Source organism: Paenibacillus terrae, assembly GCF_000943545.1.
Lineage (GTDB): Bacteria > Bacillota > Bacilli > Paenibacillales > Paenibacillaceae > Paenibacillus > Paenibacillus terrae_A.
In genome coordinates, this window is the sequence record NZ_JTHP01000007.1 from 1 (window position 1) to 12,033 (window position 12,033).

Below are 12,033 nucleotides of genomic sequence, written 5' to 3' on the forward strand. Positions count from 1 at the left end.
TCCCGTTATGTATTTCCTTCTCTATCGATTCACGGATAAAGGATGGGTTGTGACCAAACAAATTGACCCCAAACCCCATCGTCAAATCAATATATTCATTATCATCCAAATCCCAAATTTTAGAACCCTCTGCACGCTGGGATATAATCTGATACACCATTTCCTTGTGAGCAAGCCTAAATCCGGCCACATTCCGGTTATTGGCGTATACAGACCTGTATTGCTGAGTATACTCTTTGGTCTTTCGTGTGCGCATCGTGTAATGCTCAATCAGCTTTTGCATATGCATTTCCTGCCTAAGTGAAAGCGAATTATGGGCTTGCACATTTATTTTTTGATAGGGAACAAATGCTTTAGATTCTTTTCTGTCTGGCAAAACAGCTGAGACGGAAGCCTGGACGGGGGAAACAGAAGTAACTGTGGCAGCTACCTCCTGCATCGCGGATGTCTGAGGCTCGACAGCAGTTTGTAGTGAATGCGATTCAGACATTGCCACTGGTGCAAGCCGAGACTGACGCAGTATTTCCATCTGCTGCAACATGAGTTGAAGTTGCATTTCTAAAATTTGTTCTCTCTCCGCAAATACATCCTTATTTGATAGCTTGCTTTCTTGTGGTGCAGGATCTTCTACAGGGATAGCGGATTTTTGACTCCGGCCCGGCAAGACGGAAGGCACCGAAGAAGTGACACTGGACGATGCAGCCAACTGATGCTCCTCCGAATTCCGGGCCAATTCTTCAGAGGTCGAGGCTACCCTATCAGCAATATAGTTTGTCAGCAACTCCAGCGTAGTCAGTGATTCAAAAAACTCGTTCATCGGGATATCCAAGCCAAACATACTTTTAATGCTGTGTCTAACCTGAGACAGAAGAATAGAGTCTAAACCCAGTTCTAAAAAATGTTTTTGCGGCTCTAATTCGTCTGGACTGAGTTGGGATACACTTCCGATTATTTTTGACAGTTTATTAGCAATAGTAGATTTATGCGGATTGGAAGCAGATTCCGTCGAGAAATACTCATTCACCATCTTTTCAGACTCCTTTACTATGGGGTATTCAAGGAATTAATTTTATCCTTTCCAGCTGTGACGCTAGCCTAAAAAGTGCGATATAACCTAGCTAGGGATACAAGATAAAGTTTTCATAGGAAGGTAAATATGAACGGTCCACTGTATAAGGAAACCATCCTCATACTAATAAAATATAATTATCCATCTGGTAAAACGAGGATCTAATTTGTTTTATTAAACCATTAATGGCTAAATTCTTTTATTCAACTTATTATGCAGGATATAGTTTTTTTCCAGTATTGATTCTTAAAAACTCAAATCTTTTCTTTTACTCGCTGACATGCGTCAATTATGAACAATTGAACTCGATGAAGCTATACGTATTGTAAGAATTCACGATGACGAATAAAGTTATGTCTACTCTGGTAAGCTTTAATTTAGTTGCTCTACACTTTGCAAACGATTACAACCACCTGCAAAATATGACCTTTGTTGACTCCTGTCGATTCAGCGCAGCCTCACGGCCCAATTACGATTTTCTTCCTCTCCGAATGGCTTTTTCATAACTGATGCCCACACTACTAAAAATGCCAAGTCCTAAGAATAGAACCTGACATTTTATCAAATTTGGAGCGTAAAGACGCCGAAGTGCACTTTACTCAATTCTTCGGCAAAATCAATACGGGATTGGACAGTTCACTTAACGTCTCACATTAATATACGTTCGCGTGTCAAGATGTAAGTCACTTCGTTTCTTGACATTAAGCGAACCAGAAATGCCTTTGATCCGGGGTTAGTGGGATGACCATTTCATCCACGTCCACTGTCGATACTTCTGAAGGGTCGGCTATAGACACTCTTTGCTTACCTGGCCGTTCGGGGTCAGATCAGGTAAGAAGTCCCCTTTACGCAGCTCATCTACACTGTCCTTGACAGCTTGTATGATCCGCGCAATATCCTCCTCCGTATGAGCGGTCGACAAGAAGCAGTTCCGCCCTTCCCAGATGTAAATCCCCCTTTCCAGCAAGTGATAGAAGAAAAGCTCCAGATCACTCTTGAGTACGAAGCGAAATAGTGAACCAAACTGTAACATTGGTTGTTTGAGTGTCAGAGCTTTTAGTGATAATCAGTAAGTATTTAATATTGTTTTTCTCTACTGATATTACCTTGTTGCTCTCGACTTCAATTATTCCCCATCCCTCACCTTTGAGTTTTTCTTGATATGAAGCATTAAAATTTTCAAAGGACTGATGAATTTTATAGTTCTTCAAATCTCTAGAAGATTTTCCATCGACTTCAGTGGCAGTGCTGGGAACAGGTAAATTGTTAAGTTCCTGAACATTTTCATATTCAGTACTAGCCTCCTTGGTCGAACTGTCTGTTACATTTGAGCATGATGCAAGGATTATTAATAATACTAAACAAATCAAGCGCATAAAATACCTCAGTCATTTGGGCTTCTTTTTGCAGTACTCATTTTCCATGCATAAACCTTGTACCCATTTGAATACCAAGTAGATAGGGGAGCATCTTTTCTATCTGTTGTATACTGAGTCAAAAAGAAACGGCCATTCGTAAACTCAGTTATGATAGCATTGTTTCTTTTTCTCCATTCCATTAGATCAGGACTGTGTAACAAAAGAATTTTCCTCATCGGAACATTCCTTATATGTTTACTCAGCCCAACATATTATGCAAAAAGACCGTTAATAGTAACGGTCCATGTCAATTATTCAGTACTTTCTTTGGCATTCGGTATGTACTCCAGAAGATCACCGGGAGTAACACCTAATCCGCGACACAATGCACCGAGCGTATCGTAATCTATACGTTTGGTGGCATTGCCAGCAAGCGAGGTAATTGTGTTTCGACTCACGCCTGTTAACTCCACTACATCTTTGTTTTGTAATCCACGTTCTCTCATCATTTCTCCAAGGCGACAACGTATACTCAAAGGTTCCATAGAAATCCCTCCAAAAAAATAAGCACTACATGTTGACATACGGAAAATATTTAGGTATTATTCAATCATGACCAAAATGTTGACATATTGAAATGTTAACTAATATTCACGTACAACCATCGTAGCAAAACCATTCGTTATTAGCAATATGTTAAAGTTCCAAAGCATTTTTCAACTATCCAATAGGAGGCACAATTATATGTTTATAGCACCAGAAACTAATTCACTCGCACTAGAACGGGCAGCGATGGTATTTGGACCCTATGATCAAGCACATATGTATGAGATATTTGAGGGAATCATTTACGGTGAACACTACTTCTTTCACATTGAGCATGGTTGCTTGTGGCTCCGTCATGTACTTAAGATAGACCATCCTGAACATACACACTTATTCGTCGACGGTGACAGTGGTGGACTACAACTTGCAGAAAACATTCAGTGTGATCTTATGACAGTTGTATCGGATACTATTGAAAGACTACATACTATGGATAGCATGACATTTTTACTCAACGAGCTGCTGTGGCTAGAGAATCGTGGAGATATCAAATTAAATTTCGTAAGAAACAATAAATAAGCACGCTTAGATGACCAATATAAACGAACTCACCATCGTCCGGCAGAAAAGCATCGAGCAACACAAGATGTGCGAAAGATGTCATCATCGAACCTCCTTATCTCTTGCAATATACTTATCTCGCAAAGGGGTCATCATTTTTATCGGAATTCCAGATGTATTCAATTTGATTAGCCATCTGTTGAGCTTTTTCAAGACCTAAGTGGTCGGAAACAAAGCCTAAGGACATATCTATTCCAGCGGATACACCCGATGAAGTATAGAACTTTCCATCTACTACCCATCTTGCCTTTGGAATCCACTCAACCTCTGTGTCGATGGATTTCACCCAATCAAAGGCTAATTTATTGGATGTGGCGCGCCTGTTTTTTAACAAGCCTGTTTTGGCAAGCAGCGCAGAACCTGTACAGACGGTTATACAAAAACAGGACTGTTCCGCAAATTCTTTGACCTGTTTCATAAATTGATCATCATGGATTAAACTTCTTGTCCCCTGTCCGCCCGGGATCATGAATATGCCATCGGGCTTTGCTTGTGCAATAGGTTCTGTAACAATCTTGGTTTTTTGCCGACTCTCAATAATTCCCCCGTTCATAGAGAAATATTTTAAGTCATACTCTTCTGGCAGGCGGCCAAAAATCTCAACGGGTCCGAATACATCCAGTGTTTCAAAATCATCGAACAAGCATATGTTAAAGTCCATATGTCTTACCTCCCTCAAAGATTAACCATACTATACACCCTGTTTCCTGGATTAAACAATATAAAAAGCGCCTTTTCGGGCACTTATTCAGGCCACATCAACTTAGCAATGAAAGAGCTCTTGAATTTCCTTCTGTGGAGATTCAGGACTTTTTGTGTAGTTGGGGTGACACCGTTAACAAGAAGCAAGCTGGCACAATTATGACGAAGATCATGAATATTTAATGGCAAAGCCGTCTTCAGAAAATTCTGAAGGGCTTTTTTTCCCAGCGATGAGTTAGGTGTTATTTGCAAAGAAAAGGAGGGGCGTGATTAAGAGGAAAGTGTGCAAATTCAACGATTAGCCTCGTTTTTTCACGTGCTGATTAGAAATTTCATTTTTAACATAAAATTCATTTTATGATCATGATTTTCAGAAAAATCGAGAAATTAACAGAAAACATTAGAATGGCCTATCTATTTTGGAGTATATGGCTTTATAAACATCTGTATACAAATATATGTAAATATTTGAACATTGAGCAAAATCTGCATTGGGACTATGATGAAACTGGTTTTAATTTCCAATGGAAGAAGGAAGGCGATCGAACCGTCACACTCACCGTCTTAGGCACCATGATATGCCCGCATGTAAATGTATCTTGCAGTCGCTGCGTTTCGTAAGTTAAGCGCGGAAATTACGAATTGAATTGCAATCATGGATGAATTGTGTCTTGAACACAGCGAAAGGAATGTGAATTTTTAATGAAAAAAGTAGCTTTAGTAAGCCCGTTGAGAACAGCGGTCGGCTCTTTTAACAAAACCCTTGCGCCCCTAAGCGCTCCTGAACTGGGAGCAATTGTGATGACAGCATGCCTTCAGCAAAGTAAATTAGAGCCTGCTTTGATTGATCAAATTTATTTGGGAAATGTTCTTCAGGCGGGCAATGGCCAAAATCCTGCTAGACAGGCGGCACTAAAAGCCGGTATCCCCATTGATGTACCCGAATCAACGATAAACACGGTTTGCGGGTCAGGACTTCATGCCGTCGGTTTAGCCTACGATTCAATATTGGCGGAACAAAGCAACATCGTCTTGGCTGGAGGCATGGAGAGCATGTCGAACGCCCCTTATCTGCTAAGGAATGCAAGAAACGGCTACAAGCTTGGCAACGGTGAATTGGTAGACTCCCTGGTGGCCGACGGCCTAACGTGCCCGATCAACAATTACCATATGGGAATTACCGCAGAAAATGTTGCCGAGAAATATGGAATTTCAAGACTTGAGCAGGATGAATTCGCCTATGAAAGCCAATTAAAGGCTTTAGAAGCAAAAAACAACAAGGTTTTTGAAGAGCAGATTGTTCCGGTCATGATCAAAACCAAAAAAGAAACTATTTATTTCACGGAGGATGAACACATAAGAGGAAATACAACGAAAGAAAAACTTTCTCATTTAAAAACTGCGTTTAAGGAGAACGGAACGGTTACCGCCGGAAATTCTTCGGGGATCAATGATGGCGCGGCAGCTATGCTTGTAGTGTCGGAAGACAAATGTAAGGAACATGCGTTAAAGCCGTTGGCATATATCAAGGGTTATTCACTTGTTGGCGTTGACCCTGCATATATGGGAATGGGACCGGTGAAAGCCATTTCGTCACTTCTTAAGCAACAGGGAATATCCATCGATGCCATTGATCTTTTTGAAATTAATGAAGCGTTCGCCTCACAAGCATTAGCGGTATTAAAAGAGCTTGGGGTCAGTCCGGAGAAGGTGAATGTCAATGGCGGCGCGATCGCGATCGGGCATCCTGTCGGTGCAAGCGGTGCTAGGGTATTGGTTACGTTGGTTCATGAAATGGTGCGAAGATCTTCACGTTACGGCATAGCCTCGTTATGTATCGGAACGGGAATGGGAATAGCGATGCTGGTTGAAAATGCACTCATTTAAAGTACGTGTTCAAAAGATGACTTTTGGAGCTACCTCTTAAAAGGAAGGGAGATCGCTATGAATCAAAAAGATGTACTTTCACTCCAATCCATGCCTGCGGCCAGTGCCAGTTATGGGCGCCCACCATGCCGCTTCATCAACCGGGAATTTTTTATCATTACCTATGAATCCGACCCCACTGCGATTAGACAAGCGGTCCCGGAACCTCTTCAGCCGGATGGAAGCAATACCGTTTCCTATGAATGGATCAAGATGCCCGATTCATCCGGTTTAGGAAGCTATGAGGAAAGCGGTATTGTCATTCCGTGTACCTTTCAAGGAGAACCCTGTAATTTTGTTGCCCAAATGTATTTGGATAACGCGCCTGCCATTCTTGGGGGACGTGAAATCTGGGGATTTCCGAAAAAATGGGCGAAGCCTCATCTGATCGTTGAGGATACGGAGACGCTGACAGGTACATTGCATTATAATCACGTTCTCGTGGCCACGGGAACCATGCCTTTCAAATATAACATTCTCGATGAACAGGAAACGGCTAAAGCGATCGCAAAAACGCAAGTTAATTTAAAATTAATTCCTGATGTTGACGGTACTCCTAAAATTGCTCAGTTAGTAGCGTATAATCTCGACAACATTACTGTAAAAGGCGCCTGGTCAGGGCCTGCCAGATTAAGCCTGATCCCCCATGTCAATGCTCCTGTGGCAGATTTGCCGGTTCAAGCTTATGTTGGCGGAAAACATTTTATTGCCGATTTAACGCTTCCATATGGAAGAGTCCTCTACGATTATCTCCAATAAAGTTTGCTTTCCTAAAAATATATATATATAAGGAGAAGGAACCATGAATAACAAAGTAATCTCCGCTGAAGAAGCAGTTAAGAAGGTCAAAGACGGAGACACGGTGATGGTTGGAGGTTTTCTGGCAGGAGGTTTCCCGGAGGATCTGGTACGTGCGCTTGTCGACACAAATTCCGCCAGCAATCTAACAATTATTTCCAATGACACAGGCACGCCGGAATTATCTATCTATAACCTTGTAAAAAGCGGCAGAGTAAAACGGATTTTTGCATCCTATATCGGCTCCAATCCGGAAACGGGAAGGCTCCTTATGACGAAAGAAGCAGAGGTTCAGCTCTTCCCGCAAGGCACGCTCGCTGAAAAAATACGCGCAGGGGGAGCCGGTTTGGGCGGTGTTTTAACACCTGTAGGTGTAGGCACCATGGTAGAGGAAGGAAAAAAGAAAATAGAAATTGACGAAAGGGAATATTTGCTCGAACTGCCGCTCAAAGCGGATGTGGCGCTAATCAGAGCCCACAAGGCTGATGAAGAGGGGAATCTTGTCATTAACGGCTCTTCACGCAACTTCAATTTGGTTATGGCTACAGCGGCAGAGTATGTAGTGGCTCAGATAGACGAATACGTAAAGACGGGAGAAATTGACCCCAATCATGTCAACGTTCCCGGAATATTTGTCGACGCAATTGTAAAGGTGGGTGGAAACGCATGAATAACAGAGAATTTATTGCTCGAAGAATAGCCCAGGAATTCAAAGATGGCGAAGTTGTCAATCTTGGTGTTGGAATGCCTACAATGGTAGTGGACTATATCCCCGAAAACATTCATATTATGCTGCAGGCGGAGAACGGAATCCTCGGTGTAGGTCCCAAAGCGGCTCAGGGAAAAGAAAGACTCGATTGTATCGATTCAGGCGGAAACTACGTTACATCTGTGGAAGGAGCTTGCTTTTTTGACAGTGCGCTTTCATTTTCCATCATCCGCGGAGGACATGTGGATATCACCGTTTTGGGCGCCCTGGAGGTCGATGAGAAAGGCAACCTTGCAAGCTGGATGATCCCGGGGAAAAAGGTACCCGGTATGGGGGGAGCCATGGATTTGGTGGTCGGAGCCAAGAGAGTGATTATAGCCATGGAGCATGTGAACAAAAATGGGGCGCCGAAAATACTCAAACAATGCAAGCTGCCCCTGACCGCTGTAAATGTTGTAAAGACCATAGTAACCGAAAAGGCTGTCATCGATGTTATTCCGGGTAGAGGGCTGATGCTAAAGGAAATTGCTCCGGGTTTGTCGGTAGAAGATGTTCAAATGGCGACAGAGGCTGAACTGATGGTTTCACCACATTTGAAGGCCATTGCAGTGTAAAGGTCATGAGAACGGAACAAGCCCTTAAGGGGAGATGGGTACTGACTCCGAAGAAGTTTCAGGTCCGTGTGGGCTAATCCCCCGTGAAGGCTTGAGTTCTCTCGACCGCATTCATTTTTACAAGTAGGGTTCGCTAATTGCTCAATGAGCAATTGCGAGCCTTTTTTTGTTGGAGTGGGACCATTCAAGCAGCATTCATGCGATGAAAGTCTACAGCTGTGCAAATAAAATGCTCCTTTTATGGGCGTAAAATCCAATCCGCTACATGCTCAGCCACCTTCGTATGGTTAAGATAAGCAAAGAAGTTGTGGGGATTGGAACGCCCAGTGTGACTATCTTTCCAGAATGTCTGAATAAGAGGCTGATCATCAATACTTTCTATTAAATTTCGATTCAGCATCAGATGGAAATCATCTTCAACCGTTGCATCATGCGCAATGTAGTCATCCTCGGCGTTAATATTGGTCCAATGTCTGATATTTGCGGAATACATACCGTCGTCAGGCTCATTGGAATCATACAAGCTGCGCTTTACGGCTGGCTCGCCTAGCGGATTACCCAATGTTAGCCATTCGTTAACTTTGTATTCCCATAGATGTTTGTATTCGCTCATACGTGAAAATTTCCATAAAACATCGTAAGCCACCATGCATCCCATACTATGGGAAAGCAGCATGACATCCTCTCCACTACTTAAAGCCTCGGCTAGAGGGGACTGTAGCCTTTCGCGAATTTGGGAGCCTATTACACGACTGGTTAAATAGGCTCCCAGATCAGGGAGAATCCTTTTGATCGCACGGGTACTCATACCAAACAAAGAGAGGTAAGGGCTGAGTATTTTTGCAGCATCATCATAGAAGTGTATAGTGGGTTCATTGGCTATCAGACGCTCGTATTCCTCCGGGGTCATATGATCCGTTGGTCGATTAATTAATTGTTCCATACTTTCGTCGTAATAATGGTCTGGAACGTAGAAATCTCCATCGTCTTCTTCAAAAAGTTTTCTGTACCGAGGCCGACTCTCTAATAAGAGCCGATTGTTGATGTCACCATAATAACTAAATGTCAGTAAAATCTGCTCTTGCTCCAGCTTTTGTGCCGCTTCCTCGTTCACTCGACGCAATCCTGCGATCAGCGCTTTTTTAATGAGACGAAGCATTTCGTCGCATCTGGGCTTTTTGTCACGGCCATGGATAATGACCAGATGTTTGGTTCCCATCTCCTATCGCTCTTCCAGACGATCCACACGGACGGTTTGAGTATTGCCGGGATTGCTGCCCACCTGTACGGTAGCCATACCGTTTGCTTCATCCACATGCTCGATCCAGATTGGTTTACCCTCTAATTGCACGGCAATGTTTTCGGATGAATTGTAAATCGCTTTTGCTCGTTCCACGTTCATGCTGATCTCCTCCTGATGATTTGTTTTGTATCCATTTATTTCAGAAATACAGGTTCACCTAGTCCTCATCTATAATCCGTTCAATGTCCAATGAAGGGATGCTATGAGAAGGCGAAGTTGAAACCACAGCCTCCAAATCCACATGACCCACAGCTACAGGAAAAGGCGGCTGGGTTCCATGGGAAAGGGCAAACTCGGGCGGCAATGCATCCTGTTCGCCTCCGGCGGGTCCCCGAAAGGCGATATGGCTTTGACCCACACGATGTCTGATTTGCCGAGGATAGGATTTTCCGGGCATAAATTGTACCTCCTTTTGAATCGGATATACCTTACTATGCACCAAAAAAGCTGTAACCATGCGCAAGCGGGAGCAATTAGTAGCCTTCATTTACACCTCATACTCGTGAGCTTAAACATCAAACAGCCCCAGCTTCTCACGAAGACCGGGGCTATCTATGATTCCATCACCATAAATGAGTTATTATTTTTATGCTTTAGCTGCCCAAATTTCAATTTCAATTTTTATTTCAGGCAATCCTAGAGCAGTAAGGTAGCCGATAGTCATTGCAGGATAATCATTCCCAAATAACTTTTCCCATTGGGAATACATGTAATCCCAATCTATCTGCTCAGTTGCCCATACATTTACTTTAATAATATTGTCAGCGGTTAATTGTTCAGCGTCCAAAACTGATTTAATGTTATTAAAAGTATTACTGATTTGCAGGTTAAAGCTTTCTGGGAATTGGCCATTCTGATCTACTCCAATTTGACCTGAAGTCACGAATAGCTCTGAATTTCTGGGAATTTTAGTTATATGTGTGTAATTCCCTACTGGTTTCGGCATACCTGCCGGGTTTTTTCTAATAATTTTTTCATTCTTCATTTAATCAACCTCGTCATTTTAAAATTTTTCTACCGTTTCTTCTAACCATTTTTAGGCAGACTCCACCCATAAAAATGATTTTAGAAAAAAACAGCAGTAGAGTATCCATATCCAAAAGATATAAAGTTTAATGATCTTTTCTTCATGACATGAACACTCCTTTCTTATAAAATGGCAAGATTATTTATTATCCCTTATTTTAATATAACAAATGTAACTTAACAACTTCAAATCATGGTGCTATGCGATGTAGTCATACCTCAGAAGGCAGATTAATTGGCTTGCTCTTTTCTTTACACCTCATACATTCCTTTCTCCGAAGCATACTAAGTGAAAATGCATAGCTCACGGCCGAGCGTTGGAATCGAAGGATACAAAATGCGGATTAAAGAAACGGAGGACTGGCGGTATGCATACGGTCTGGAAAGGCGCGATCAGCTTTGGGCTGGTTCATGTGCCCGTTAAGATGTTTTCGGCTACAGAGGATAAGGATATTTCCATGCGTTATATTCACAAGGAATGCGGAAGTCCGCTCAGTTATGTACGCAAGTGTCCCGTTTGTGACAAGGAGGTCGAATGGGAGGAAATTGGAAAAGGCTATGAATACGAAAAAGGGAAGTTTGTCATGTTCGATAAGGAGGAACTGGAGCAAATCAGCGGACAAGCGGATAAAAATATCGTTATTTTGGATTTTGTGGACTTGCAGGAGATTGATCCGATTTATTTTCAAAAAACGTATTATTTGTCCCCGGATCAGGCAGGCTCTAATGCTTACAAGCTTCTTATGAATGCGATGAAGGATACCGGGAAAATTGGCATTGCCCAAATCTCGATCCGATCCAAAAGCAGTCTGGCGGCTATTCGTGTGCTGGATGAATGTTTGGCGGTGGAGACGATGTTTTACCCGGATGAAATCCGACCGGTGTCCCAGGTTCCTAATCTGCCGGGGCAGGAGGAAGTTAAAGAGAAGGAGCTGACCATGGCAAAAATGCTCATTGAGCAGCTATCTACACCTTTTGATGCAGCAAAATATACGGACCAGTACCGCGAGCGGCTGCTGGATCTCATTCAGCATAAAGTGGCTGGAGAAGAGATCCGAATCGCCCCGTCCCAGCCGCAGACCAATGTCGTGGACCTGATGGCTGCACTCCAGGCCAGCATCGAGGCAGTGAAGCCTGTTGTTACCGATCCCGGCACTGCTGTGAAAAAACGCCCTGCGCGTAAAACAGCAGCCACAACAACACAACAAGCTGTGGCAGGAGATTCCATTTCCCCGACTCCGATCAAAAAGAAAAGAAGCACGGCCAAATGCAAGGAAACCTGAGACTGCGGCGACTCAGGTTTAGCATATGCTTACGGAAGACAAGCCCATTTAAATCCAGTGGGGAGTTAAGCTTGTCAA

At 42.9% G+C, this 12,033-nt stretch carries 14 protein-coding genes and 1 pseudogene; 6 read left to right on the forward strand and 9 right to left on the reverse strand.

Annotated features, from left to right (window positions below; translation table 11 throughout):
* The 4 genes and pseudogenes from QD47_RS05540 to QD47_RS05555 form a co-directional block, all read right to left on the reverse strand.
* On the reverse strand, positions 1 to 1,027 hold a 1,027-nt coding region (locus tag QD47_RS05540), incomplete at its 3' end, for an acyl carrier protein (protein WP_044645175.1).
* 856 nt (positions 1,028 to 1,883) lie between these two features.
* Positions 1,884 to 2,102, reverse strand: a pseudogene (locus tag QD47_RS34365) (hypothetical protein); the annotation flags it as partial.
* A complete protein-coding gene (locus tag QD47_RS05545; RefSeq protein WP_044645176.1) occupies positions 2,059 to 2,445 on the reverse strand; it encodes a hypothetical protein in 387 nt (128 codons plus the stop codon). The gene QD47_RS05545 and the pseudogene QD47_RS34365, both read right to left, overlap by 44 nt.
* A gap of 293 nt (positions 2,446 to 2,738) precedes the next feature.
* Positions 2,739 to 3,011 carry a helix-turn-helix domain-containing protein gene (locus QD47_RS05555; RefSeq protein ID WP_327204660.1) on the reverse strand — a complete coding sequence of 91 codons (273 nt, stop codon included), beginning with the start codon at positions 3,009 to 3,011 and terminating at the stop codon, positions 2,739 to 2,741.
* A gap of 160 nt (positions 3,012 to 3,171) precedes the next feature.
* Here QD47_RS05555 and QD47_RS05560 point away from each other — a divergent pair, with 160 nt between their 5' ends.
* Positions 3,172 to 3,552 (forward strand): hypothetical protein, encoded by a 381-nt coding sequence (locus QD47_RS05560; protein WP_044645179.1) that lies wholly within the window; start codon positions 3,172 to 3,174, stop codon positions 3,550 to 3,552.
* 115 nt (positions 3,553 to 3,667) lie between these two features.
* Here QD47_RS05560 and QD47_RS05565 read toward each other — a convergent pair whose 3' ends face one another.
* On the reverse strand, positions 3,668 to 4,255 hold the full coding sequence (locus QD47_RS05565) for a DJ-1/PfpI family protein (protein WP_044645180.1): 588 nt from the start codon (positions 4,253 to 4,255) through the stop codon (positions 3,668 to 3,670).
* A 743-nt stretch (positions 4,256 to 4,998) separates the two neighbouring features.
* Between QD47_RS05565 and QD47_RS05570 the strand changes: the two genes are divergently transcribed.
* The 4 genes from QD47_RS05570 to QD47_RS05585 are packed head-to-tail and all read left to right on the forward strand — an operon-like array spanning position 4,999 to position 8,343.
* Positions 4,999 to 6,183: an acetyl-CoA C-acetyltransferase gene (locus tag QD47_RS05570; protein ID WP_044645181.1), complete on the forward strand. Its 1,185-nt coding sequence runs from the start codon at positions 4,999 to 5,001 to the stop codon at positions 6,181 to 6,183.
* 57 nt (positions 6,184 to 6,240) lie between these two features.
* The gene (locus QD47_RS05575; protein WP_044645182.1) at positions 6,241 to 6,981 is read left to right on the forward strand and encodes an acetoacetate decarboxylase; all 741 of its coding nucleotides are present in this window, start codon (positions 6,241 to 6,243) and stop codon (positions 6,979 to 6,981) included.
* A 43-nt stretch (positions 6,982 to 7,024) separates the two neighbouring features.
* Positions 7,025 to 7,690, forward strand: a complete 666-nt coding sequence (locus QD47_RS05580) for a CoA transferase subunit A (protein ID WP_044645183.1) — start codon at positions 7,025 to 7,027, stop codon at positions 7,688 to 7,690.
* Positions 7,687 to 8,343 (forward strand): 3-oxoacid CoA-transferase subunit B, encoded by a 657-nt coding sequence (locus QD47_RS05585; RefSeq protein WP_044645184.1) that lies wholly within the window; start codon positions 7,687 to 7,689, stop codon positions 8,341 to 8,343. Before QD47_RS05580 ends, QD47_RS05585 begins: the two co-directional genes overlap by 4 nt.
* 238 nt (positions 8,344 to 8,581) lie before the next feature.
* Here the strand turns inward: QD47_RS05585 and QD47_RS05590 are convergent, their stop codons facing one another.
* From QD47_RS05590 to QD47_RS05605, 4 genes are all read right to left on the reverse strand, one after another.
* Positions 8,582 to 9,562 (reverse strand): hypothetical protein, encoded by a 981-nt coding sequence (locus QD47_RS05590; RefSeq protein ID WP_044645185.1) that lies wholly within the window; start codon positions 9,560 to 9,562, stop codon positions 8,582 to 8,584.
* Between the two features lie 3 nt (positions 9,563 to 9,565).
* On the reverse strand, positions 9,566 to 9,745 hold the full coding sequence (locus QD47_RS05595) for an H-type small acid-soluble spore protein (protein ID WP_044645186.1): 180 nt from the start codon (positions 9,743 to 9,745) through the stop codon (positions 9,566 to 9,568).
* Between the two features lie 58 nt (positions 9,746 to 9,803).
* Complete coding sequence (locus QD47_RS05600) at positions 9,804 to 10,043, reverse strand: hypothetical protein (protein ID WP_044645286.1); 240 nt, start codon at positions 10,041 to 10,043, stop codon at positions 9,804 to 9,806.
* A gap of 189 nt (positions 10,044 to 10,232) precedes the next feature.
* The gene (locus tag QD47_RS05605; RefSeq protein WP_044645187.1) at positions 10,233 to 10,631 is read right to left on the reverse strand and encodes a RidA family protein; all 399 of its coding nucleotides are present in this window, start codon (positions 10,629 to 10,631) and stop codon (positions 10,233 to 10,235) included.
* 409 nt (positions 10,632 to 11,040) lie between these two features.
* Here QD47_RS05605 and ku point away from each other — a divergent pair, with 409 nt between their 5' ends.
* The gene (gene ku, locus QD47_RS05610; RefSeq protein ID WP_044645188.1) at positions 11,041 to 11,955 is read left to right on the forward strand and encodes a non-homologous end joining protein Ku; all 915 of its coding nucleotides are present in this window, start codon (positions 11,041 to 11,043) and stop codon (positions 11,953 to 11,955) included.
* Positions 11,956 to 12,033: the final 78 nt, after the last annotated feature.

Coding starts and splice junctions, on each gene's coding strand:
- QD47_RS05545 (WP_044645176.1), bottom strand. CDS start 2,445: ATGCGCTTGATTTGTTTAGTATTATTAATAATCCTTGCATCATGCTCA.
- QD47_RS05555 (WP_327204660.1), bottom strand. CDS start 3,011: ATGTCAACATGTAGTGCTTATTTTTTTGGAGGGATTTCTATGGAACCT.
- QD47_RS05560 (WP_044645179.1), top strand. CDS start 3,172: ATGTTTATAGCACCAGAAACTAATTCACTCGCACTAGAACGGGCAGCG.
- QD47_RS05565 (WP_044645180.1), bottom strand. CDS start 4,255: ATGGACTTTAACATATGCTTGTTCGATGATTTTGAAACACTGGATGTA.
- QD47_RS05570 (WP_044645181.1), top strand. CDS start 4,999: ATGAAAAAAGTAGCTTTAGTAAGCCCGTTGAGAACAGCGGTCGGCTCT.
- QD47_RS05575 (WP_044645182.1), top strand. CDS start 6,241: ATGAATCAAAAAGATGTACTTTCACTCCAATCCATGCCTGCGGCCAGT.
- QD47_RS05580 (WP_044645183.1), top strand. CDS start 7,025: ATGAATAACAAAGTAATCTCCGCTGAAGAAGCAGTTAAGAAGGTCAAA.
- QD47_RS05585 (WP_044645184.1), top strand. CDS start 7,687: ATGAATAACAGAGAATTTATTGCTCGAAGAATAGCCCAGGAATTCAAA.
- QD47_RS05590 (WP_044645185.1), bottom strand. CDS start 9,562: ATGGGAACCAAACATCTGGTCATTATCCATGGCCGTGACAAAAAGCCC.
- QD47_RS05595 (WP_044645186.1), bottom strand. CDS start 9,745: ATGAACGTGGAACGAGCAAAAGCGATTTACAATTCATCCGAAAACATT.
- QD47_RS05600 (WP_044645286.1), bottom strand. CDS start 10,043: ATGCCCGGAAAATCCTATCCTCGGCAAATCAGACATCGTGTGGGTCAA.
- QD47_RS05605 (WP_044645187.1), bottom strand. CDS start 10,631: ATGAAGAATGAAAAAATTATTAGAAAAAACCCGGCAGGTATGCCGAAA.
- ku (WP_044645188.1), top strand. CDS start 11,041: ATGCATACGGTCTGGAAAGGCGCGATCAGCTTTGGGCTGGTTCATGTG.